Origin of the sequence: Clostridium sp. BL-8 (genome assembly GCF_002006495.1) — a bacterium.
GTDB lineage: Bacteria > Bacillota > Clostridia > Clostridiales > Clostridiaceae > Clostridium.
In genome coordinates this window covers 11,855-33,046 of record NZ_LZZL01000066.1, presented here as the reverse complement: position 1 = coordinate 33,046, position 21,192 = coordinate 11,855, and the positions used below count along the sequence as shown (strand labels likewise).

Annotated in this window: 25 protein-coding genes; all 25 read right to left on the bottom strand. The window is 30.4% G+C overall.

All coding sequences use genetic code 11. The features are described from left to right. Positions 1-236 precede the first annotated feature (236 nt). Complete coding sequence (locus CLOBL_RS19830; protein WP_077860607.1) at positions 237-659, bottom strand: hypothetical protein; 423 nt, start codon at positions 657-659, stop codon at positions 237-239. A gap of 214 nt (positions 660-873) precedes the next feature. Further along, a complete protein-coding gene (locus CLOBL_RS19825; protein WP_143323911.1) occupies positions 874-1,011 on the bottom strand; it encodes an XkdX family protein in 138 nt (45 codons plus the stop codon). Position 1,012: 1 nt separating this feature from the next. Beyond that, positions 1,013-1,351 (bottom strand): hypothetical protein, encoded by a 339-nt coding sequence (locus CLOBL_RS19820; protein WP_077860605.1) that lies wholly within the window; start codon positions 1,349-1,351, stop codon positions 1,013-1,015. Positions 1,352-1,366: 15 nt separating this feature from the next. Continuing rightward, positions 1,367-1,948 carry a hypothetical protein gene (locus tag CLOBL_RS19815; protein WP_077860604.1) on the bottom strand — a complete coding sequence of 194 codons (582 nt, stop codon included), beginning with the start codon at positions 1,946-1,948 and terminating at the stop codon, positions 1,367-1,369. A 14-nt stretch (positions 1,949-1,962) separates the two neighbouring features. Continuing rightward, a complete protein-coding gene (locus CLOBL_RS19810) occupies positions 1,963-2,499 on the bottom strand; it encodes a hypothetical protein (RefSeq protein ID WP_077860603.1) in 537 nt (178 codons plus the stop codon). A 19-nt stretch (positions 2,500-2,518) separates the two neighbouring features. Next, positions 2,519-3,631, bottom strand: coding sequence for a BppU family phage baseplate upper protein (locus tag CLOBL_RS19805; RefSeq protein ID WP_077860602.1), 1,113 nt, complete (start codon positions 3,629-3,631; stop codon positions 2,519-2,521). Positions 3,632-3,655: 24 nt separating this feature from the next. Next, entirely contained in the window at positions 3,656-5,461 is a 1,806-nt protein-coding gene (locus CLOBL_RS19800) for a phage tail spike protein (protein ID WP_077860601.1), read from the bottom strand. 65 nt (positions 5,462-5,526) lie between these two features. Then, complete coding sequence (locus tag CLOBL_RS19795; RefSeq protein ID WP_077860600.1) at positions 5,527-6,225, bottom strand: distal tail protein Dit; 699 nt, start codon at positions 6,223-6,225, stop codon at positions 5,527-5,529. Beyond that, entirely contained in the window at positions 6,218-9,352 is a 3,135-nt protein-coding gene (locus tag CLOBL_RS19790; RefSeq protein WP_077860599.1) for a phage tail tape measure protein, read from the bottom strand. Before CLOBL_RS19790 ends, CLOBL_RS19795 begins: the two co-directional genes overlap by 8 nt. A gap of 252 nt (positions 9,353-9,604) precedes the next feature. Next, positions 9,605-9,967, bottom strand: coding sequence for a hypothetical protein (locus CLOBL_RS19785; protein WP_077860598.1), 363 nt, complete (start codon positions 9,965-9,967; stop codon positions 9,605-9,607). A gap of 50 nt (positions 9,968-10,017) precedes the next feature. Then, on the bottom strand, positions 10,018-10,602 hold the full coding sequence (locus tag CLOBL_RS19780; RefSeq protein ID WP_077860597.1) for a major tail protein: 585 nt from the start codon (positions 10,600-10,602) through the stop codon (positions 10,018-10,020). Positions 10,603-10,619: 17 nt separating this feature from the next. Then, positions 10,620-11,006, bottom strand: coding sequence for an HK97-gp10 family putative phage morphogenesis protein (locus tag CLOBL_RS19775; RefSeq protein WP_077860596.1), 387 nt, complete (start codon positions 11,004-11,006; stop codon positions 10,620-10,622). Then, positions 11,006-11,356 (bottom strand): hypothetical protein, encoded by a 351-nt coding sequence (locus tag CLOBL_RS19770; RefSeq protein ID WP_077860595.1) that lies wholly within the window; start codon positions 11,354-11,356, stop codon positions 11,006-11,008. The genes CLOBL_RS19775 and CLOBL_RS19770 overlap by 1 nt, the downstream gene beginning before the upstream one ends. 11 nt (positions 11,357-11,367) lie before the next feature. Next, complete coding sequence (locus CLOBL_RS19765; protein WP_077860594.1) at positions 11,368-11,706, bottom strand: phage head closure protein; 339 nt, start codon at positions 11,704-11,706, stop codon at positions 11,368-11,370. After that, positions 11,703-11,984 carry a head-tail connector protein gene (locus CLOBL_RS19760; RefSeq protein WP_077860593.1) on the bottom strand — a complete coding sequence of 94 codons (282 nt, stop codon included), beginning with the start codon at positions 11,982-11,984 and terminating at the stop codon, positions 11,703-11,705. The genes CLOBL_RS19765 and CLOBL_RS19760 overlap by 4 nt, the downstream gene beginning before the upstream one ends. A gap of 9 nt (positions 11,985-11,993) precedes the next feature. Then, positions 11,994-13,247, bottom strand: a complete 1,254-nt coding sequence (locus CLOBL_RS19755) for a phage major capsid protein (protein ID WP_077860592.1) — start codon at positions 13,245-13,247, stop codon at positions 11,994-11,996. After that, positions 13,237-14,001 carry a head maturation protease, ClpP-related gene (locus CLOBL_RS19750; RefSeq protein WP_077860591.1) on the bottom strand — a complete coding sequence of 255 codons (765 nt, stop codon included), beginning with the start codon at positions 13,999-14,001 and terminating at the stop codon, positions 13,237-13,239. The genes CLOBL_RS19755 and CLOBL_RS19750 overlap by 11 nt, the downstream gene beginning before the upstream one ends. Further along, the gene (locus tag CLOBL_RS19745) at positions 14,001-15,155 is read right to left on the bottom strand and encodes a phage portal protein (RefSeq protein WP_077860590.1); all 1,155 of its coding nucleotides are present in this window, start codon (positions 15,153-15,155) and stop codon (positions 14,001-14,003) included. Before CLOBL_RS19745 ends, CLOBL_RS19750 begins: the two co-directional genes overlap by 1 nt. 15 nt (positions 15,156-15,170) lie before the next feature. Next, complete coding sequence (locus tag CLOBL_RS29175; protein WP_077860589.1) at positions 15,171-17,858, bottom strand: terminase TerL endonuclease subunit; 2,688 nt, start codon at positions 17,856-17,858, stop codon at positions 15,171-15,173. Then, positions 17,855-18,226 carry a hypothetical protein gene (locus CLOBL_RS19735; protein ID WP_077860588.1) on the bottom strand — a complete coding sequence of 124 codons (372 nt, stop codon included), beginning with the start codon at positions 18,224-18,226 and terminating at the stop codon, positions 17,855-17,857. Before CLOBL_RS19735 ends, CLOBL_RS29175 begins: the two co-directional genes overlap by 4 nt. 99 nt (positions 18,227-18,325) lie before the next feature. Further along, positions 18,326-18,631, bottom strand: a complete 306-nt coding sequence (locus tag CLOBL_RS19730; RefSeq protein WP_179117802.1) for an HNH endonuclease — start codon at positions 18,629-18,631, stop codon at positions 18,326-18,328. 89 nt (positions 18,632-18,720) lie between these two features. Further along, a complete protein-coding gene (locus CLOBL_RS19725) occupies positions 18,721-19,230 on the bottom strand; it encodes a hypothetical protein (RefSeq protein WP_077860587.1) in 510 nt (169 codons plus the stop codon). 13 nt (positions 19,231-19,243) lie between these two features. Continuing rightward, complete coding sequence (locus CLOBL_RS19720) at positions 19,244-19,966, bottom strand: hypothetical protein (protein ID WP_077860586.1); 723 nt, start codon at positions 19,964-19,966, stop codon at positions 19,244-19,246. A 251-nt stretch (positions 19,967-20,217) separates the two neighbouring features. Beyond that, on the bottom strand, positions 20,218-20,823 hold the full coding sequence (locus CLOBL_RS19715; protein WP_077860585.1) for a tyrosine-type recombinase/integrase: 606 nt from the start codon (positions 20,821-20,823) through the stop codon (positions 20,218-20,220). A gap of 15 nt (positions 20,824-20,838) precedes the next feature. Beyond that, on the bottom strand, positions 20,839-21,024 hold the full coding sequence (locus tag CLOBL_RS19710) for a hypothetical protein (protein ID WP_077860584.1): 186 nt from the start codon (positions 21,022-21,024) through the stop codon (positions 20,839-20,841). Positions 21,025-21,192 lie beyond the last annotated feature (168 nt).

Genomic DNA, 21,192 nt, shown 5'->3' with positions numbered 1-21,192 from the left:
TGCGATATTAAAATTCTTATAGACTTCCTATACCGTTTCTATAATATTCTTATAACTTTTCTATAATAAAAAGACTAGATATATCTCAATCTAGCCTTAAAAATTCAAATAAGGAACTTATTTTAATTGCTTGTACTACTACGCCCAATTCTTCTAATGCGCAATATAAAAGACACCTACATTTCTGTAAGTGTCTCAAATAAACGCTGACTCATTATATTTATTTATATCATAATTTAAATATCATCATTATATTTTCGACTCGTGCTTATATATCCTGTATCTGGATTCACTTTAAAATATGCATGGCAATCATAAATACTTTCACCCAAAACCGAAACTGTTGCTGTACAATACAGTGTTCTACCGTCATCTAGGAGTTTATGAGTATAATTAATAACATCTGCATTTACTATTTCTGGTTTATAGGTAAATGTAGGAATAGCGCAATGGCCAACAGATTTAATGTAATACTTTCCATCTTTAGTACCTACTACAATTCTTTCCTCGAAATTAACTTTAACTCCATGATTTGAATTAGAATAAGTTACTACAATTCCATCTGGATCTGTAATCTTACTTGCGAAGGCAGTAGTACTCATCGTAAACATAATACATATTGCTAAAACAACTGGCAACATTTTTTTTAATTTAAACATAAATTGATCCTCTCCCTTCTCGTTGCTGAACTATTTCCTTTTATTGTATTATACTACTAATTTGTACTATGCAATAAATTTTTCAATTATTTTTATTCTATACATATTAATATACGCTTGTACGTATGTTTTGTTTTTCTAATATGTATCAACATTAAAAGACACCTTTTACTGGTGCTAATTTATTACATATATTTTTTCTATGACGTAGGAACTAAACTACATAATCTATACCTGTAATTTCCTTATATTGCACATCTGTTATCTTATTCTTTACCACATATATTTTTAAATTATTCCCATTAGCTATTCCAAAAATAAAGTAATCTCTACAAAACTCAAACCAATCCATCCTATAAAGCACCTCCATTTATTAATTGAGTAGTCAAATTAAATACTTGTGTTTGCAAATTAGCAATCTTAACTTCTGTATCATCTAATTTTGATAAATTTACAGTAATAGTTGCATCTGCTAAATTCTTAGTAATACTTATACATTCTAAATTATTGTATATTCCATAGACCTCATCGCTTGAATTTGAAACTTGCAACTTGATTAAATTATCTTTTGTCATTAAAGGTTCTAGCTCTGCAAGTGTTTTGCCGGCTAAGTTAATTTCTAAACCATTTAATGTATTAATAATTGAGTTGATTTCTAAATTTGTGTTATCATTTAAAGTTATTTTATCCATTTATATCTTTCCTTTCTAAATTAAAGTCATCTTTGAAAAAGTAAAATTAACTGCGCTACTTGTGTTATTTACAACAACCATTACATATGTGCTAAAAGAAATAGTAATATTGTTACTTGCTCCAAAATCAACTCTGTCTAGTATCTTAGTAGATGCTACGTATTGATTAAGTGTATTTATACTAAAAATAGCACAAAGTTCACATGATATGCTTACACCTGTTGCTCTTAAGGCTGCAATCCCAAAGCCGGTCATATCAAAATATGTTGTTGCTCCTGCAGCGACCGTAACAGTAGACCCTTTCTGAATAGTAGCTTTAGACGCAAGTGTATTATTTATTGTATTGATTGAATCTTGTAAAGCCTTCCCTTGTGTTGCATCTAATACTGAACCAGCCACAGTTGCGGTTAAATTATTTACAATAGATGTTTTATCTATTTTCTTAGCTATATCCTGCTCATTTTCTGACAAGGACGTACCATGAGCATCCAGTGCCTCTTCAACTGTACTTTCATTATATTTGACCAGTGATGCATTCGTATGAGGATAATAAATATTACCTTGATCATCTTGTATTTCCACATCTTTTATTGACATTTATTCTGCCTCCTTTACATAGTCTTTAAAAATAATTTTACTTCCGTTCCTGTTGCATATGTTGTACCAACTTTAACACTCGCACCATCCGCACCTGCTGGGCCTTGTGCTCCTGTAGCACCAGTAGCACCTTTTAGACAAGTAGTATATACCCATTTTGCTGTGGCTGCATTTCCGGCAACGGTACAGTTATATACATTTCCAGTACTTGTATTAAAATATTGGTCTCCTACTAAAGCAGATGTTATTCCGCTACCACTAAATATAGTTGCTGTTGTGCTAGTTCCTGTTATTGCTGTTCCAGTAAACCATTGTGAACCCCTAGTTCCAGTTGCACCTGTAGAACCAGTAGCTCCTGTTGCTCCTTGAGGCCCTATTGCACCAGTATCTCCCTTATCACCTTTTAATTCTCCTGCATCTAACTTCTCTTGAAACGTTTCTCCATCGCTGAATGTAACTGCATCTGCACTTGTCATTACATCTACTTCTTGTAAAACTTCTCCTGTACTTTCATTTAGCAATTGAACCCTTACTTTGTTTAAACTTGCCATTATATAATCACCCTTCCTTTTAAATTACTTTTATACCCATTGTTGGACTTACTTTTATATTTTCTGTAGTACCAGTGCTTATTGTATCTGTTACTTTAAAATATAAAGTGTTTTTCTTTCTGTCAGCTATAGCTGGTAATGTCTCTCCAATGTACAATTCTATTTTTTCTGACAATTGCGCAGTATTTGAATTAACTTGCTCAACTAAATTTCCGATGTTTTGATGGGCTGCTACCCATGCATTTGCTTCTTCTATACTTGTATCTAAAGCAACTTTCGAAGCATCTGCATTGCTTTTAGATGTATCTAATGCACTTTTAGAATTATTAGCATTAGTAATGCTTGTATTTAAGGCATTTTTTGTATTAGTCGCATTGGTATTACTTGTATCTAAAGCAGATTTAGTCGCATTTGCTGTAGAATTGCTACTCTCTAAATTATTTTTGTTAGTAACTGCTTCTGTATTTTTACTTGTTAATATAGAAATATTACTAGTAGCTGCATCATTTTGAGTTTTTAGACTTGTAGTTAATCCAGGAGCTTTATCATTCTGTGTTTTTAAATTATTAATATTTACAGTTGCTTTTGCATTCTCATTTTCTAATGCTGGTAAATTTGTATCTATATATAATTTAATATTAGCTAATGCTTCTATCGCTTCAGCCGAATTTCCAATGGCAAGTACACTATTTTCATATTCTTGAATTTTAACTTGTCCTTCTTCTATTAAGTTTCTTAAATCCGCTAAAACTTGAATATTATCTTTCGACACTTCTAATACCTCATCTGCTAAGCTAGGATCAACATTAAAAGTAAATGTATTTGTACTAGATAAAGTATTAGAAGTATATATTTGAACTTCACCTTGTACAATTCCAGCAACATTTGTGGCTTGTACATCTAAAGTTGCAGTAATAACACCATTAGAAACACTTGTTATAGTTTTTTCTATTAGTTTCCCATCAGATTTCTTAAGAATTAAATCTATAGACTGGCTTGTTAAATCTGCTAATACAGCATTATTAAATACTTTAATAATTAATGTCAAAGTATCGCCGCGCTTTACAAGCTGTGTGCACTCAACAATATTTTTAATCTGTATATCTATAGGTATATATAAATTCTTCTGCATCTAACCACCCTTTCTTTTTTAGTTTTACATGTTATTTACAACATGCTTTATATATTCTTCTAAACTTCCACCAAAATCACTTATATAAATATTGCTTGCTTTACATACAAATTCATTCGATACTTTTAATGTTGGCGTTGATACCTCTTCCATATTCGCTAATGTATTATAAAATGCACTACCTTTTTCACATGCATTTCCATTACGCATATCCAAATCTTTAACTACTGCTACACCATCTTTAAATTGCATTATAGTATTACCATTGTTATCTTTCACTATCAAACCACCATTTTGTACAATTAGCCCACTGCTATTAAATGTACAAGTATGACTTCCTGTTGCATCTATAATTGCTTCAGTTACACTGTCTGCATTTTGAGTTATATAACTTCCAAATTGATTTTTTGTCACACAAGATTTTATACTATCAGCGTTCTGAGTAATCTGGCTCTGTAGATTGTCCTTAGCATTATTGATAGTTGTAGTTATAGAACTTGCAGTTTGGTCAATTTTTGAATTTAATTGATTGTCTCCATCTGTTACTTCACTTCTTATCTCATTAGCTGTTTGTGTAATTGCTGATGATAACTGATTAGTTTTATCTGCGACCTCGCTTCTTATCTGTCCTGCAGTTATATCAATTTTAGCGCTTAAATTATTATCCAAGCTATCTACTTCTAGCAATATCTCTTGTTCTGTCATAACAATCTTTCGATATAGGTTATCCATTCTATCATTTTGCATATTTATATAGTTTGAAATAAAATCACCAAGTTCTATTTCAATATATTCTTCATTAATACAATCCCATTTGTAGGAAATGCATCTTGCTTCGACTTCAATATCAATATTTTTGTTATAACAATGGACTGTATCTCCTAAGCAGATTTTTTCCAAAACATCATAACCAAGCTTTTTATATTCTACCGTCCTAGATAAATCCTGCATTTTTATAACGTAATTTGCTGTTATTTTATCTAATCCCTTGTCATACATCTTCTCACAACGCTTAATCATTTCAGCTTCTGCTTCTTCTCTTGTATCAAATACAATTTCAGACGAATCACTGTTAGCTGTACTTGAATCATCAGAACTATCTTTTACTTTTATATCACTAAATTCAATTTTATCTTCCAATACCCCTATATTTTTAATAAGTGGTGAATCTACATAAGGAGTGCTACCACTTAGAACTAAGTCACCTGAATAAGGATAAAGCCTTGTTATAACTCCATCAAAATCCAATTCTTCTTCAATATCTTCAAGATTATACCCAAATGTAACCCTAATACCTTTATCACTTCCACGCGCAGTATTTATAGTTAAATCATAATTATTGCAACTTATTTCCCCTCCCCAAACATTAACAAAGCTATCATCCTCAGAACCATTTATTACATTCATTACAGATCGTAATTTATATTGTCTAATATCAGCTGTATTTATATTACTATGTCCTGTGAAAGGAGTATCTTCTAATAATTTAGTTAATACTTGTTGGCCATTTCCTTGAACATTTTTATTAAATATAATACTTTTAGCTAAATTAAACTCTATATGTCTTGCATATGCTGTTATGCTATCGCCACTCATGGACTTTTTAGTATTATAAATTTTATATAACTGTGGTTCCTTAAAATCAGGCGTTGGCACAGCTATATAATTATTATTTTGAATATATTTATACTTACCATCCTTATCTAAATAGCACTCCATTTCCAATTCATTTTCACCATTTAATTTAGGATTTATTTCACATGAAATTGGATCTATTATTATTCCATTCTTAGATACATCCGGATTTCTATTAGTATAAATTTGTACCATTTTACAACCTCGATTCTGCCATAAATTTAAATTTAAACATAATAAAAAACTAGTAAATACTAGTCTTAAACTGTTCTCCAATTTGGAGTTATATATATTGTAAAACCATTTGTCCATGAAAAAGTGTTTTCTTCTTCTTGCAAATATAAATCTTGCATTTCTTTTATATCCGTTTTACCTATTGCATAAGTTCCATCTGATTCTAATATTTTGTCAAATTGAGTATCTATAGTTAGTTGACTATTTACAGTACAGGTTACAATATTACCATTAATATTAAGTATACATTTCCCATTACCAACTATTCTATAAGCTGGCTGGCATACATCCCAATTGTTATACATCGCTGCATTCAATATTAATTCTTCATTGTTATTAATATATTGATAAGGATCTACAGTGAATTTAATATTAAATTTGCCTAATCTTTTATAAATCCTGCTTAAAGAATCTATACTTGCTTTACATACTTTATAGTAATAGCCTTTATCATCAGAAAAGTTCAATCTAACATCTTTTATATTATTTATCCATCTTTTAATCTTCCTATATTGTTCTTGCCATACATCAGCATTTTTAGAAACAAAATTACATTCTACTGTAAATTCTATATCTTGAAGATTATCTTCTTTATATAGCTTGCCATCTCGCCCTTTAATAGGAATTTCTGTGTAACTTTTTTCACTGGAAGGAATTGAAGGTCTTTTTATTATGCTAAAGTTTAAATCTGTATTGTATTTAAGATTAAAATACATTCTATACATAAGCTAAATTACTCCTTCCTAAAGATCTATTATTGTTTTTAGTTTCTCTAGTTAAATTATTTAATACCTGCTTCGTAGTAGTTCTAGAAATTTCTTTGCCATCCAATTGATTAATATTAGTTGTGTATAAAATAACTGAGTGATTGCTAGAATTGCTATTACTTGTATAAGTTCTATCTAGATTTTTCAAACTACTTAGGCTTGATAAATTGGCTATCTGTATAGTTCCATCAATAGTCTTACCTATGTTTGTATTTATAGTTGGCATTTCTTGCTCAAACCCAACTCCGATACCTTGTGCCAGCATCTTTCCTATTTCATCTCTGAATATATGTGATGGTGAATGTATTTCAAATTTATCTTTAACTCCTTGTACAAAATTATCACATAATCCACCAACCCATCCCTTCATATCATCCCAAGCATTGCTTATTCCCTGCCTAATTCCATCTACAATGTTTTTCCCAATGTCTAACATTTTACTTGGAAGTTCTTCAAACCATTGAATTATACCATTTGTAACGTTGCTTACTTCTGTTTGCGCTGTAGAATACATATTGCTGCCCCATGTTGAAATATCTGTAACTACATTCACTAGCCATGTCCATATGTTCGCTGGTAATTGACTAAAAAATGTAACTATATTAGCTATCCATTGTGGTACATTTGTACTTATCCAGCTAATAATATTATTTCCCCATGTTCCTAGATCTGTAACTATATTCACTAACCATGTCCATATCTGTCCTGGTAATTGGCTAAAGAATGTTACTATATTGTTAATCCATATTGGAACGTTTGTTGTAATATAGGTTAATACATTTGATCCCCATTCTCCTAACTTTGCTACTATATCCATCAGGAAATTCCATATATTTGTAGGCAATTGACTAAAGAATATTGTTACATTATTAATCCACATTGGAACATTAGTGGAAAAGTAATTCCATACATTCACTCCCCAAGTTGCTAACATTCCGACTAATTCGCCTAATCCATACATAATTTTACTTGGTAAGCTGGTAAACCATTGTACAATATTATTTATCCATATTGGAATTGTTGTTGTAAAAAAATTAGCTATAGCATTCCATCCATTACTGAATGTTGTCTTAATCATCGCCCATAATGCTGTTGCTTTAGCTGGTAATTCCTTAAACCAATTTATTATACTATTAAATGCTTCAGGCAATGTAACTGTAAAGAAATTCTTCAACCATTCACCTATAGCATTAACACCATTTCTAAACCATTCGAACTTATTATATGCAAGAACTATCCCTGCAACTAAAGCTCCTATTGCAATTACAATAATAGCTATCGGGTTTGCATCCATTACTACATTTAATGCCCCTTGTGCTATAGTCTGCAATTTTGTTGCAATTTCCCATCCTTTCATTACCTCTACTATACCAGCTATAGATTCTTTGATCTTCATTGCATCATCCCATAACTTCATTGCATTAGTTATTCCATCAATAGTGCCTTTCACTGTTTTAAAAGCTAAAAATGCTCCTCCAATACCCAAGATAATATTTTTTGTGGCTTCTCCATGCTCAGTAATAAAATTAAATAAATCTTCAAGAATTGGTTTTACTGCATCTCCAATACTAGCTCCTATATCAAGAAATACTTGTGTAAACTGTGAAAATTGCTCCTTTATATCTGGTAAATTGGATAAAAACCAACTGGAAAATTCATTAAGTGAAGGCAGTACTTCATTACTCACAGGTAATAACAGTGCTGTTTCAACATTTCTTTTTATGCCTTCAAAAGCCTTGCCTAAATCGTCATATTTAACATTATTTATAGAACTTAATGCATCTGTCGTTTGACTTATGCTGCCATTAGTATTTGCTAATGCAGTAATAGCCTTTGCGCCCAAGTCTTCCCACTTAGTTCCAAAAAGATCAACACCAACTTGATTTTGTAGTAATGGATCATTCATATTAGATAATGCTGTTACAACTTGCTGAAATGCTCCTTTTGCAGTATCTCCACCTTGTGCAAACTTTTTAGCCATTTCATTCGCATTAAGCCCAAGCTGTGTAAATCCATCTTGAGTTGTTTTACTACCATCTATTGCTCGTATTGCAAATTCTTTTAATCCATCTGATAAAATATCTACTGAAAAAGCACCCGAATCCGCACCTGCCTTTATAGCATTAAACATATCATCTGCATTTAATCCAACTTTAGCAAATTGAACGCTATATTCTCCAACAACATCTAATAAATCTCCATTTTTATTCAAGCCTTGTTGTGCACCTTGTGCTATCAAATTGAATGCTTCGTCACCGCTTACTCCGAATTCTTTAATCATTGAATTTACTGCTTTTATAGAATCATTAACTTCAAAGCCAAACGTATCCCTCATCAACAATGCTTTTTCTGTTAATTCTTTTAAATCATCTCCAGTTTCTCCTGTCTGTTGCCCTACCATTGTTATAGACTCTGCTATATCTTCAAAATTTTCACCAAAGTTATCATTATAAATATCTGTCATTACCTGTCTCATTTGAGACATTCCATCTTGAGTTAACCCTGTTGAAGCTGTTATTCCATTTAATGCTACTTGTGCATCCCCACCAAAGCTGATAATACTAGTAAATCCTTCTTTTGCTTTATCCCATATATCTCCACCAATAGCAAGTCCAATTCCACGCTTTATATACTCACCCATACCATCTGTTGCTGATTTTAATTTATTGCTAAATTTCTCCCAAGCACTGCCTTCATCATCAACTTTTTTCTTTTCTTCCTCTAAAGACTTATCAACTGCTTTCAACTCATTTTGAAGTTTTGCTAATGCTGCCACTGCATTATTAACTTTAGTTCCAGCCGCCATAGTTGAATTTGAAAATTCACCTGTTTCAGCCTTACTTTTTGCATAAGCTTCTTGAAGAGCTTTAACTTTTTGTTGCTGCAGTTCAATAGCTTTATTTAAATATTCACTTTTATTCCCTAATTGATCTACATTAGTACCAAAACCTTTTAATCCTTCTGAACTGGCTTTAAATTCACTTTGTAGTAAAGTCATCGCTTTATTTATTTTTGATACTCCCTGAGTAAATAGATCATCTGTGATACTCGCCTTGACAGCTAATCCTTGTATTTCATCCGCCATATAATCACTCTCCTTTCTTTAAAATTTCAATAAAAAATAGACTAGAGAGTAATCTGCCAGTCTAAAATATAACATCATCTATATGTGTGTTTTCATCCTTATCTTCTAACCCATTTATTTTCTTATGAACTCTTAAAAATTCATTAAAAATTCTCGGTGTGGTTTTCCAAAACTCATCCTCTGATTTATTAAATTCTTTGCACCAGACATATAATAGAAACGCCCAATCCCAACCTTCTTCAGAATCAGACGTTATTTTTCCCCCGGGTTTTCATCCTCTTCTTCTTTTTCAACTTCTCCAAAACTATTTAGCATTGCCGCTCCTGTTTTATCAATTATGTCATTTATAAATTGCATATCTAACATTTTTCCAACTTTTTTGGGTGTTAAATCTTCGTTTCCTTCTTCCTGTATCATAACTGCATACATTAAGTTAATCATAGCTTTAATCTTTTGGGATTGCAGTTCCTTCATTGCTAAATCAATACTGCCATAGATATCTTCTAATTCTCCTAAGACACCCATATTCAACGCTATTTTATATTCCCTACCATTTATAGTAACTATCCCATTACCTTTATTTCTAATCTGTTTTGCTGTTGCCCTTTTCTGCATATATACACCTCACTTTCAAAAAAATTGAGTAGGAAAATTCCTACTCTCTGCTATGCTTCTGATGTTGTTTCGATTGGTACTGTTGGAACTGCTGTGAACCATTTTTCTAAATCTGCTGCAACAATATCTTCTGTATCTTCATCGGCCATTAATCTATAATTTCCGTCAAATTCTCTAGCCATAAATGTAGCTTTCAAACTAGCAGTTTGAGTTTTTATCTTATCAGCTTCTGTTTCATAATTGTCTTCACTTAACTCAAATTTTCCTTTGTATAAACAAACATATCTGTATTTACCATTAGATTTTTTAGCCTTAAAGATCATTGCTACATACGGAGCAACATCATCTTTACTCTCTATAAGTATTCCGTTTACCACTTTTGAACCTTGAAGAAATGCTCTAGTCTGTGTTGAAATCATGTTTAACTCTATTTCAACATCTATTTGAGAAAATTGGTTAACCACCTCTTCAACATTATCATCTGAATACTCTGTTTCAGATTCACTCTTTGGTGTAATTTTAGCTGTTACAGATCTCTCATACTTTTTTACTGTATCATATGTAGCTTCTTTACCCGCTACATCTGTAAGCAATTTGGCAAAGCTTATATCTTTTAAACCTTTTATTCTAGGCATTTTATCATATCCTTCCTTTATTTATTTTTCAATCTTCTTTGAATGGCAACTTTTAAATTTTTATATACCTGCTCTTTGTTTCTGTCATATGCTTGTCTCATAAATGGTCTTGGTTTTCTTTTTGAATCTCCCCACTCAACATACCAGCCATAATTAGCCTTTCTATCTATATCTCCTACCCAAACAGTTTTTGTGCTTTTCGCCTTTTTAACTTTAGATATTTTAGCACTTTTTCTTAATTTTCCTGTTTTATCTTTATACAAATTTGTTTTTTGAACATCTTCTAGAATAGGTTCTACAGCTTCTACTAATGATTCATCTTCTATTAATGAACCTTCCTTCCCTATATTCTGTAATGTTCTAAGTAAACTATCCAATCCATCAACCTTAAATTCTGCACTCATTACATTACCTCTTGAGTTATTGAAAATCTTGCTGCCTTATGATAAATTTTTGTATCAGTCTCATAGAAATCAGCTCCATCAGTATAAGTGCAATTATCTAAACTTTTCATAGCTGCTTTTATAGTTTTCTTTAAGTCTTCAATATTCTCCCTAGACCAAATATCAACTTGAAACAATTGAGTATTATCTTCAGCTTCATCATCACTGAAATCTCCATCACTATCAGTTAATAATGTAAATGTTACGTGAGTTTCATTAATGTCTTTATCATACCAGCCATAAAAACTTTGTATACTTAATGGCTCTAACGTATCAGTTAAAAGCTTATCTATTCTTTCTATAATATCCACTTAATCATCTCCTAATTGATTGCTTGACCTTGTAATATGATCCAATACTTACTTCCTCCTAAAGTATCAACAAAAATTATATTAAATGCTTTCTTGTTCCATATAATTTGATACTCTTTTTCGTTAAATTGTATATCTTTCAATTCTGGACATACCCTGCATTTAAACTTTATGGTATTTTGCAGCTTTGCATTATAAGCATCATACTTTTCTGTTCCTATGAGATCTAATATTCTACACCAACAATCATAATAGGAATCCCATTCATATGTTGGGATTCCTTTCACCTTTGTTGGTTCTGATTTTCTCTTTTGAATTACTATTCTCTTATCTAAACTCTCTATACTCATAGCGTTACCTCTGTTGTATAATCAATAGATAATGTTAAATGGTTTTTTATCATTTCATATGAATCTTTATACCTTTCGGATTCTTTATCATCTGTGCTAAATTCACATTTACAGAATGTTTTAATGGCACGTATTATTAATGGATCAGTCTCAACTATTTTACTTTCTACAACACCACTCAATTTTAAATCTGCCTTGGCTGCATCTATAGAATCCTGTATTTCTTCATCCAAACTATCATCATCTATTCTTAAGGCCAGTTTAATTTTTTCTAACATAAAAAATTCCTAACCTTTCATTATTAATGAAAATGCTTTTGTAGTTCTTACTCCTCCATCAACTATGCCATAAGCAATATAATCTGTTGTTCTTTCCTTTTTGTGATCTTCACTATCAAGGGATACTTGCTTATTAATATTTGCATGATATCCGTTCCAGGCATCACCAAGTAATATATTATTATCTGGTATACCATCATCTTCTTTTACGACTTTTCCGAATATCGTTCCAACTCCACCTTCTATTGGATTAGCTACAAAATAAGGTCTTCCAGTAGTGTCTTTAACGTTAGCTATTTCATTCCATATTGTAGTTCCATTTGCATATATACATGTTTTATTTTTATATGTCCCCTTTATCTTTGACATGGCACTAGTAAAATGAGTATATTCTAAAGGTTCTGCATCTGTAAACTTAACTACTTGTGGAGTATCTTCTTCTCCTGTTAATGTAGGTATTATTCCTTTGGGTTCTGCCTTAAATGTATCACTTTCCCCTGGCTTTCCTTTCCCTTGTGAAACAGCATAACCTAATGCAGCTCCTATTCTTTCAACTAACTGAGCTTGAATAAATGGAATAAACTCTTCTATTGCCATCTCTCTAAGCTTCCATGAAACAGTTATGTCTCTCGATAATTCACAGCCATCCAAACTAGCTGAACCAAATTCTTCTTTACCATCTTCAATTTCTGTTTCTTCGTCATACCATTTAGCATCACTGGAACCTGTAGACTTTAATAATGTTACTTTGCCTTTTATAGTTGTCTTAAAAACATCATTCCACAATGGATATTGTTCTCCGACTTCTTTCCAAATACCACTCATTACTGTTTCAGGAATTACAATTCCAGTATTTCCTGTAGTATGAGTAAATGCATCATTTACCATTTTAAAGGCATTGCTCTCTGAATTGTTCATATTTAATCCAAGCATATTTTTAGCCCAGGCATTAACATATTCTTTAGGCTCTTTTGCTTCTTCTGAATTTTCTTCATCTGAATTACTAATACTCTCTATTACTTTTACTGCTTTAACATCATTTGATAGTTTAGATATATCTGTTCCTGCTCCATTATCTTTAAATTTAGCATTTAAATTAGCTTGTGCTTTATTTAATTCCTCAGTATCATTTTCAAATTTTTCGATTTCTTGCATTTTAGCCTTATATCCTTCTAAATCCTTTTTATTATTTAAAAGATCTTTGGCTTCATTTAATAAGTTTAAATATTGTTGTTCTTGATCTTTTGACATTTTAATTTTCATTAACTAACACTTCCTTTTCTTCTATTTGACTATTGTATATATTAATAAATTTCTCATTTATCTTTGAATTTTCCTCAATAAAAAAATCAACCTTATCATTTACAATAGGTTGATCTTTGTTAGTCTTATTATTTTTCATTAAATTTTCAATTAGCTCTTTAGGAATTGATGAAGCTGAATTATAAAATCCTTTTAAATTCATGTTTGATAAATTCATCAAATTTACTTTGTTAGTATCTTCAAACATTATTTCATCAATTAATCCCAATTCTTTTGCTTGTTGAGCAGTTAACCAGGTTTCATTATTCATTAATTCAAGTGCCTGCTCTCTACTCATACCACTTTTACAAATATAAGCATTGGCAATTGTATCATTAGCATTTTTTAAAGCTTCTGACATATGATCCATGTCTCTATAATCTCCACTTGCACAACTTGATACATTATGCACCATTAATTGAGCTGTTGGTGACATTGAACTATGTCTAGCCATTGAAATAACACTCGCTGCACTTGCTGCTAAACCTGTAATATTTATATTTACATTACCTTCATAATTTCTAAGCTCTGTATAAATATCACTTGCTGCAAACACATCCCCACCTGGAGAATTAACTTTAATATTTAACTCTTCTCCATTAGCTTCTTTAATTTGATTTATAATTTTATTTGGTGAAGCATAATTGTATCCAAGCCAATCATAGATCCATGCATAATCATCTGATATAATATCTCCTTTAACTTCTATATCCATTACTTTTCACCTCCTCCCACGACTTGAGTATCTAATCTTCTTATTGGTTTATCACCATCTCCTATTGGTGGAAGATTTATTACTTCCCTCCATTCATTTGGTGTTAATGCACCTCTATCCACCATAGCTAGTAATCCAAGCTTAGTTGACATTGATGCATATTGAAGATTATTAGCTGTAAAAATTATTCTGTTCCCAAAACCACGCTCTCTGCGATTAAATAACTTTCTAGTATATTCATTACTTAACTGCATTGCCAAAGGTTCAATTTCACTTTCATAATATGCATTCCATTCATCTTCATTGTAATTAGACTGCACTATTTTCTCATTTGTATTAAAGAATGAATAAATTCTTTTAGTAGTTCTGTCCATTTGTGCAGCATTAGGAACATAATCATCAGGATGAATTTGTGTAGCTTCTGATTTTGAATCAACACCTGCAGCTCCACCTTCATTACTTGTTGCAAGAAAACTCTTAGTAAAGTCTTCTACATTCTTTTTTATATCTTCTGGCCTTAAAGAATTATTGAATTTTAGTAACCATCTTATTACTCCGCTATTTTTAACAGCTTTTACAATCCCCTGATCTATTGTGCACACAACTTCCATTAATGGTAACAATGCTTCACGTGGACTTTCACCAAATATATCATTTTCATTGAAATCCTGCCTTATATGAATGATATCTGTATATGGATAAGTAACCATCTTACCATTACGATTAGTAAACCTTAAATAAAGCAATCCTTGTGAATCATAGATAGCTTCTGCAGTAACACATGGTATATTATATAATTCAACTGGATATCCATTATCATCATTTACTATTAAAATAAAAGCGTTATTATTAAGTGCTAGCTGCATTGCCAGCTTTTCAAGTAACATTTGGCCACTCATATATGGATTAGGTTCTTCAAGTAGAAACCTTATATAAGGTTCTGGATTAACTGCAAATCCTTGCTGAGTATTATTTCTTATATGTTGTGGAATTAGCTTTCCAATAGCTTTAACTTTAGGTCTTATACAAGCCCTAATAATATCAGATTTATAAAGTTTACCATTCCAGCTATAAAAACCATTTCCTCTATCCTCGACAAGTTCAAATCTTGTCTTTGATGGACTACGGTTAAAAAATCTATTAATAAAACTCATTCTATGCACCTCCCTCTAAATCATATTTTCATATTCACTTAATTTATCTAAGAACACTACATAACCAATTATCAAAGATACACCCCCATCAATACGCTTTCTGTTATCAACTCCTTTTATAGGCTGTATGTTTCCATTTATATCTGTTTTTATTTCCATGTTAGATAAACACCATTTATCTATTGGATTGTTGTTATAATTGATTCTATCTGCAATTAAATCTGCTTTAAGTTCCTTCATTGGGAAGCTTAAAGTATATACTCCCTGTCTAATTGGTATCATTGATTCTGAACCAAATTCATCTTTAAAGGCTTGAAGTAAACTATCATCAACATGCCAAGGATCATATCCAAGCCAAGGTATATAAATATCATAAGTATCTCTTATCTCTTTAAACCATTCTAAAATGTCATACTTATTTATTTTATTTCCTGGACACACTCTAAGTAATCCTTGCTGCTCCCATAACTTATATGGAACGCTATCTTCTTCTTTATTAGTTTCTTCATTATTTAATTTTTCCTGTGGTACAAAGTACATTTGAATTACATAAATACCAGGATCATCACGTCTCATACATATAACTTTAGCTGATGCTAAATCTGTAGTTTCCGCTAAGTCAAAGCAGCCAATTCCATATCTAAAGCCCATTTCTTTAATATCAAATACAGCTTCGTTATTAAGTTCATCCCAACGCAGCCATGCTGATGCAGAATTTTCTTTCATGTTAAAATCTTTAACCATAACTGTAGCTTTAAAAGCAGGATCTTCTTTTGCTTTGTTAACACAATCTCTTAAAAATTCAATTTTCTTAATAGGCCCTAATCCTGGATTAGCTTTAATCCACATGTCTTCCTTATCCCATTCCTCTTTATCATCAAGCTCATAAATAAAAGCCAAGAATCTATCATCCTTGACTTTACCATCCAGCACTTTACATGCATATTCATATTGTGAATCAAATATTGAACCTCTTATAAAACCATTAGTAGTAATGCAATCTAATAAAGGCTGCCTTCTACTACTCATTGATTGCTTCATCAAATCATATATATCTCTATTCTTTATGGCTGCTAATTCATCTATTGTAACCATGTGAGAATTTAAACCATCAAGGCCATTAGAATTACTTGCCAAGGCTTGAAGCGTTCCATAATTAAAAGGACAATATATATCTGACTTTCTTTTCTTAAGATGTTTATTTAAATCTGGTGACTGCTGAATCATTTTATAGCATTCATTAAAGCCCTTCTTTGACTGGTCTAATTTAGTAGCGATAATATAGCACTCAGGAGATCCTTCACCATCTCCAACTAACATAAAATTTTCATCTGCAGCAAGCTCTGTAGTATTATGGGTTACTGTCATTCTTCTACCTGCTAGATATAATGATGTTTTATTATCAACTTTTATACATTTTGTAGGCACTGACATGCATTCTTTTATATTTACTATAGATTTATACATCATTCTATGATTTAGTTGTTCTTTTAATCTTTCATGTTTTCTTCTTAATTTAAAACAACTTTTATTTTTGTCTACATAGAATAAAACACTATATGCTATGCATATTTTGCCATTTATACTTATCTGCTTTTCTCTTATAGAATGCTTTATTCCTAAGCTTGATAATAATTCACTGAATTGAATTATCATATTATAATCTTTTTGAGAAAATTCACATTGTCCTGCTTTTGAGCAATAACCATCAGTATCCATTAACCCTTTTAATAATTCTTTTCTTTGATCTATTGATCCTAATAGATATTGCTTTGGTATGTGTTTATTATTTAATACTTTTAGCTGTCTCAATCCATTTAAAAACTCATTGCTAATCCCCTTTCCTTTAACCCCTAAAGAAAAAGAGTTTGCTCTATTCTTGTTATAATATCTCTTTATTTTATAGTTATAACAACTAATAATATCTATAATTTCTTCTATATCTTCGTCACTACAAGTTACTCTTGTATCTCCTGAAGAACCATCACCAAGCCAAATACCTAATAGATATGGTGGTATAATTAATTCTTTTTCTTTATATTCAACTTCAGCATTCATTGGAACTCTAAATTTATATTCTACACCCTTACCATCTTTTCTAATTTTTTTGAAATTTGTACTTAAATCTTCAGTAGTTAAATTTATTATTCCTCGTTTTTTTGTTTTGACTTTCCAAATGTGTTCTGAATCAGATATTATTTTTTCCCCATCTTCAAATTCAATTTTATAGCATTTATGATTAATGAATATATCTGAAACTAATGTTATCTTAGTAGGTTTTCCATTATCCCCAAATACATAATCACCAACTTTTAAATCTTTCATTTTCATCCAACCATTTGGTGTTGGTATATCTGTATCTAATGCCAATGCTTTTCCGTTTTTACGACCTCTAATATCCAGTACTTCTTGATATTGTCTAAATCCTGTATCCTTATGAACAAATCCAAATACTGCTTGATGTTTAGCTTTCTGAAATAATTCTAACTTCAATGCTCCGCCAAGTTCTCCTTGTGCTTGTTTGCAAAAGGTCTCAATAAATTCTATTGGTCTATTTGCTAATTCTTCATCAAATATCCAAGGATCATATTTGCTTGGATTGTGAAGTTTATCAACTAACATGGAGTATACTTGCTTAATTCTTTTACAAGCAATAATTTTACCTGACATTATTTTATTATAATATTCTTCTATGTAGGTCATTTTTGAATCTTACCTTTCTTGATAAAATCCATCAAAGCATCAGTTTGCTCTTTTTTGAGTTCTGGTGGAAGTAAATCTATTAATTGTTTCATTACGCTAGAATATAGCTTCATGAAATTTGAATATATTTTTACTTCTGGTCTTTCTCTATTAAAAGATTGCTCTCCTTGCTCAAATAATTCAGTCAATCCATTTTTAATAAGATCTACTCTTGTATCTTCAAGAGATACTTTCATAAATGCAGCTTCATTAATTAATCCTTCGATAACTTTAGTTTTATCTTTTGGAAAATCCTTAAATATCTTTTTAATTTTATTTATTTCCTGCTTTATCTTTTTATCTCTTTCTAATTGTTCGGATATGCTCAAAAATATACCCCTCCCTTTTTTCAAAATTTCGTTTGGAGGAAAATTGTTGTCCACTATACGGTCTCCAAGAGCCCCCCTACAGATATTTTTATGGGGGGGCTATGTCGTTGGAACTAATTCTCCTTTTTCATTAAACTTGTAACCTTTCTTAGTTGCACTTTTCTTTTCTCTATTGAAGTCATGCTCTGAATTATGGCAATCTAAACATAAATATTCTAAGTTATCATGATTAAGTGTTATGTTAGGATCATTGATGTTGTTAGGTGTTAATTCTTTTTTATGATGCACAATATATCCAGGCTTTTCACATCTCTCACATAAACCATGTACTGATTCAATATAAGATACTTTGCATTTTTTCCATGCTGTGCTATTATAAAAAGCCTTAGCGAATTCTTTCGCCATTTCATCCTCCTTAATTAATTTATTGCATAATAAAAGCACCTACGTTCGTAAGTGCTAACTTTTTAAATAATAGACTTTATAAATATAAATTATAGTCCACGCTTATTTTCATCTTGTAAATATATAGATAATCTTTTTATTTCATTTCCTATTTTATTTTCTAAGTATTTTCTTCTACTTGAAACTCTAATATAATTCTTAGTTCTATTATTTATTATTTTATTCAAGTTAGATCTATTTTTCACACTATTGGGTGAGAACATATATGTACTTGGATCTTGTGGAAAATCATCATCTTCATCATCATCTTCATTATAAGTATTTTCATGATTTCTCTCTTTCTCCATATACTTCATTAAAATCATTCCATTGGCTCTTCTATACCTGTTTAATGCTACTTCTAGTTCTTCTATACTTATTAGTTCACTCTTTCTTTCAAAAGTGTTTTCATTAATTTTAGCGTATTTACTAAGTAATACTTCAAGTTCTTTAATATCTACTCCTTTCGACCTTAATGCCTCATAATCTCTTTTATAACTATATAATTTTTTTAAATTATGCAAATTCGTAAGTAACTTTTTTTTCCTTCTATATTTCACTTCATTATCCTCCTTAAGCAATCAAAATTCCCAAAGATATAACCACTACAACTGCAGCAATAAATACTCTTATACCTAAGTGAAAAAATTTAGTTTTAATAGTAGTAATTTTATGCCCACTATTTATTGATTTATCTAGCGCTTTTGTCATTTTTCTATAATAAAAAATCAAATCATAATTCCCATTCATTTTTTCAAGAATACCTCTACTTCTAGGTAGATTAAGAAAATTATCATTATTTTTTTTATTTTTAGAATCAATATTAGCTTGATTACTTTCTTCATTTAATTTATCTTTGTTTTTTTCTATTTTTTCATCAGCGTCATCTTTACCAAAACAAATTTTTCTAATAAGCTTAGAATTTGCTATTGTATCATCTAATACTATTAGTAAAAATATTATAGCAACTAAAATCAATGCATAAAATGCGAATATGGCTATTTTCATAGGTATACTATACTGAACTTTTACTGGTGTTAATAATGCGGTAAATAAAGTTACAAGAGCTGCAGAAGCTTGTAGAACATATAAACTTTTAATTTCTATATGTCTTTTTCTTTCTAATAACGAATCAAGATAATTCCGAGAATGATCATAAATATCTTTTCTTATATCAAGTTCAGCTTGATTATTTTTCTTATCAAAATTACTTTCTTCTTTTTGCACTTCTATATCTAAATTATCCTTATTTGTATTTATAACATTCATTATCCATTTTCTAACACTACTTAACATTTTACTCCTCCTTTCCACATAAATATATTCCCTACAAATACTAATATCCCTCCAATTATTACTAAAATTTATTACGAATATTGTTTTTAAATTCAGATTTAATATTTGTTTTTTATGTTTTGAATGTTTAATTATCATGGGGAATCACACATTCATTTTTAGATTTCTCTACTTCTATATGTCTTAATTTTTTATCCTTGAATGTTAATACTTTCAAAAATTAAACATTCATAGGCAAAAAATAAAAAATATCATCTCACAAAATCACTTAATGACTTTGAATATTGATGATATTTTTCTTTATCTAAACCTATATATAATTCTGTTTCTTGGGTTGTTCTATGTCCTAATAATTTTTGAACTGCAACAATATCTTTATCACTTTCAATATAGATTTTATATGCATAAGTTTTTCTCATGCTATGAGCAGATATATCATATAAGCCAAAATACTCACCAGCTTCTTTTAAAATATTGCTGACTGCTTGTACTCCTATATGCTTATTTACACCTTTTCTAGATTGAAATATATATTCATAATCCTTCTTTTTTTTAATATATTCTTTAAGGAGCTTTGCAACCTTTGGGATTATTTCAACTGTTCTAGGCTTCCTATTCTTTTCTCTTATATTTTTAGAGTTCCTTTTCTTCCCCTCAAAAATAGTAAATTCACTTTTTTTAAGAGCTTCTCTTATATCTCTTGCCTTTAGTGTAACTAAGTCACCTGCTCTATAACCTGTTGTTATTCCAACTACAAATAAAATATAATCACGTTCATTTTTATATTTTAAGTAATCCTGAATATCCAATACTTGATCTATTCTTACAATAGGTTTTGCAGGTCTCTTTCTTCCCATATCATTTCACCTGCCTCACCTATTCCTTTCATCATTTTTAAAGCATTCTTCTATGTCTTTTTTAGCAAAAGGATTATAATGCACTTCAATTTCTTCACAATTATTTTTATTAGCGCATCTTTTACAACACTTTGCAGGAGATTTAGCACATACAACTTCATTTCCTACAAACCTAATATTTAATTTTATTTTCTTATGCATGATCTAACCTCCTCACAATAAAAAATTGCATAATAAAAAGCACCTAAATTAAGTGCTTTTAACAATATAGAATTATATTCAAAATTTTTGAGAGATTAATTATTTCCTTAACCAAATACAGTATATAATATTTTTTTGATACTGCATAGGTACTTTCGCTGCTACCTT

What these genes read in the sequence shown, in the direction of transcription:
- CLOBL_RS19830 (WP_077860607.1), bottom strand. Translation starts at nt 659, where the DNA reads ATGTTTAAATTAAAAAAAATGTTGCCAGTTGTTTTAGCAATATGTATT.
- CLOBL_RS19825 (WP_143323911.1), bottom strand. Translation starts at nt 1,011, where the DNA reads ATGGATTGGTTTGAGTTTTGTAGAGATTACTTTATTTTTGGAATAGCT.
- CLOBL_RS19820 (WP_077860605.1), bottom strand. Translation starts at nt 1,351, where the DNA reads ATGGATAAAATAACTTTAAATGATAACACAAATTTAGAAATCAACTCA.
- CLOBL_RS19815 (WP_077860604.1), bottom strand. Translation starts at nt 1,948, where the DNA reads ATGTCAATAAAAGATGTGGAAATACAAGATGATCAAGGTAATATTTAT.
- CLOBL_RS19810 (WP_077860603.1), bottom strand. Translation starts at nt 2,499, where the DNA reads ATGGCAAGTTTAAACAAAGTAAGGGTTCAATTGCTAAATGAAAGTACA.
- CLOBL_RS19805 (WP_077860602.1), bottom strand. Translation starts at nt 3,631, where the DNA reads ATGCAGAAGAATTTATATATACCTATAGATATACAGATTAAAAATATT.
- CLOBL_RS19800 (WP_077860601.1), bottom strand. Translation starts at nt 5,461, where the DNA reads ATGGTACAAATTTATACTAATAGAAATCCGGATGTATCTAAGAATGGA.
- CLOBL_RS19795 (WP_077860600.1), bottom strand. Translation starts at nt 6,225, where the DNA reads ATGTATAGAATGTATTTTAATCTTAAATACAATACAGATTTAAACTTT.
- CLOBL_RS19790 (WP_077860599.1), bottom strand. Translation starts at nt 9,352, where the DNA reads ATGGCGGATGAAATACAAGGATTAGCTGTCAAGGCGAGTATCACAGAT.
- CLOBL_RS19785 (WP_077860598.1), bottom strand. Translation starts at nt 9,967, where the DNA reads ATGCAGAAAAGGGCAACAGCAAAACAGATTAGAAATAAAGGTAATGGG.
- CLOBL_RS19780 (WP_077860597.1), bottom strand. Translation starts at nt 10,602, where the DNA reads ATGCCTAGAATAAAAGGTTTAAAAGATATAAGCTTTGCCAAATTGCTT.
- CLOBL_RS19775 (WP_077860596.1), bottom strand. Translation starts at nt 11,006, where the DNA reads ATGAGTGCAGAATTTAAGGTTGATGGATTGGATAGTTTACTTAGAACA.
- CLOBL_RS19765 (WP_077860594.1), bottom strand. Translation starts at nt 11,706, where the DNA reads ATGAGTATAGAGAGTTTAGATAAGAGAATAGTAATTCAAAAGAGAAAA.
- CLOBL_RS19760 (WP_077860593.1), bottom strand. Translation starts at nt 11,984, where the DNA reads ATGTTAGAAAAAATTAAACTGGCCTTAAGAATAGATGATGATAGTTTG.
- CLOBL_RS19755 (WP_077860592.1), bottom strand. Translation starts at nt 13,247, where the DNA reads ATGAAAATTAAAATGTCAAAAGATCAAGAACAACAATATTTAAACTTA.
- CLOBL_RS19750 (WP_077860591.1), bottom strand. Translation starts at nt 14,001, where the DNA reads ATGGATATAGAAGTTAAAGGAGATATTATATCAGATGATTATGCATGG.
- CLOBL_RS19745 (WP_077860590.1), bottom strand. Translation starts at nt 15,155, where the DNA reads ATGAGTTTTATTAATAGATTTTTTAACCGTAGTCCATCAAAGACAAGA.
- CLOBL_RS29175 (WP_077860589.1), bottom strand. Translation starts at nt 17,858, where the DNA reads ATGACCTACATAGAAGAATATTATAATAAAATAATGTCAGGTAAAATT.
- CLOBL_RS19730 (WP_179117802.1), bottom strand. Translation starts at nt 18,631, where the DNA reads ATGGCGAAAGAATTCGCTAAGGCTTTTTATAATAGCACAGCATGGAAA.
- CLOBL_RS19720 (WP_077860586.1), bottom strand. Translation starts at nt 19,966, where the DNA reads ATGTTAAGTAGTGTTAGAAAATGGATAATGAATGTTATAAATACAAAT.
- CLOBL_RS19715 (WP_077860585.1), bottom strand. Translation starts at nt 20,823, where the DNA reads ATGGGAAGAAAGAGACCTGCAAAACCTATTGTAAGAATAGATCAAGTA.
- CLOBL_RS19710 (WP_077860584.1), bottom strand. Translation starts at nt 21,024, where the DNA reads ATGCATAAGAAAATAAAATTAAATATTAGGTTTGTAGGAAATGAAGTT.